At 55.1% G+C, this 1517-nt stretch carries 2 protein-coding genes; both read left to right on the top strand.

Annotated elements, in window-relative coordinates:
* The first annotated feature begins 148 nt into the window (after nt 1-148).
* Complete coding sequence (locus B5D40_RS15115) at nt 149-1189, top strand: hypothetical protein (RefSeq protein WP_143394360.1); 1041 nt, start codon at nt 149-151, stop codon at nt 1187-1189.
* Nucleotides 1186-1395, top strand: a complete 210-nt coding sequence (locus tag B5D40_RS15120) for a hypothetical protein (RefSeq protein WP_078777578.1) — start codon at nt 1186-1188, stop codon at nt 1393-1395. Before B5D40_RS15115 ends, B5D40_RS15120 begins: the two co-directional genes overlap by 4 nt.
* Nucleotides 1396-1517: the final 122 nt, after the last annotated feature.

Below are 1517 nucleotides of genomic sequence, written 5' to 3' on the forward strand. Positions count from 1 at the left end.
GCCGGTTTTGCCGCTCATTTCCAGCGGCTACTTCCATACGGCGCGCGGCATCATCGAAGGATTGACCGTGGAAAACGAAGAACTGAACGAAGTCAAGGAATGGCTCTTGCAGACTCTGGAAGAAGCCGACGAAACGGAGGACGCATAGATGGAAGAGAACATAACTACTCTTTTGGACATGGACGAAGCCGAGAACATCTCCGGCGACGACTACCTCTACCTAGTGCAGGGTTGCGGGAGCAAAAGGGACAGGAAGCTGAAACTTTCCGCCCTTTTCTCAAGCGACCCTTCGCACACGCTCGTGGTGGACTCCGAGGACGACATACCTGGCGAGTTCCTTCTAGGGAAATTCGACCAGTTCAGCCATGACGTGCACTACGACACTGACGGCAAGGTGCGCTTCTATGCGGACACGACCCGTGCTGGGCGAATCATCCGCGGGGAGCCGAAGAACCTCGACGGATCGGAATTCAATACGGAACGCGTGCAGTTCATGGCGGCTGTCATTGACTTCGGCGACGAATCGAGCGCCGATTTCGTCCACAACTTCCACGGAACCGCTAATTTCTTCTTCGCCAACGTCGACCAGAAGCTGGTCGTCAAAAACGGCGGAATCGTAGCCGGAGGAGGCCTGTCCGTCCCGAAACCGAACGCTGAAGGCGAGACGCTGGCCGACATCAACGGGATGACTGGAGACATCCAAACCGTAGGCAAAGTCAAGGGGGCCACGGCGGAGTTCGGTTCCGCCTACGTCAAAGGGGAAATGGAAGCCGAGTCCTTCTTCACGAACGGGGAGGTTTCCGCCGGTACGGTGCTTTCAGACGTATTGAAGGCGAAATCCTCCGTTTCGGATATCTACCGGCTCCCGAAAAAAGAAGGTACGACCTCCGCCGGGGTTGTACCTGCTGAAATAGACGCCAACTGCTACCACGAAACCTCTTCCGATTACACCCTGTCCGGCGACGTGGGCGACATCGTTTTCGTGGACAACACGGGAACGGATCAAATCAAGGTATATACCGGTTCAAAATACGATGGCGAAACCGGGGAATGGAAAAGAAAGTACTGCCTCCTGAACGCCGGATGCTGCGGGCAATTTATTTGTACGGGCCTTTCTTCCGGAAAGGACGGTAGCAGAAATTACAGCTGGGCACCGATGTTCAACGCCGTCGTGCAGGTGGAAAATTGACCGAAATCCTGAACGTCATCCAGAACGCGAGCCCGGCATTGGCGGCGGCCATCATCGGGCTGCTATACGCCGTGCGCGGGCAGAAGAAAGAGATTGAAGAACTGAAGAAGCGTGTGGACGACTACGACGCTCTCAAGCTCTCGGAGTCGCTGGCGAGAATCCAGACCGATTTGGAATGGATAAAGCGCAAGCTGGAGGAGGAATGATGGACAGGCTTTTAATCGGGCTTGGGATTTTTGCGGTCGTCTGCGAAATCGCTGGCATAATCTACCTGTACAGGATATGGAGGGGGGACGAATGAACTTCCGGCTGAAATCGTGGGACGTTT

It is taken from the genome of Fibrobacter intestinalis (genome assembly GCF_900167415.1).
In the GTDB taxonomy this organism is placed as follows: Bacteria; Fibrobacterota; Fibrobacteria; order Fibrobacterales; family Fibrobacteraceae; genus Hallerella; species Hallerella intestinalis.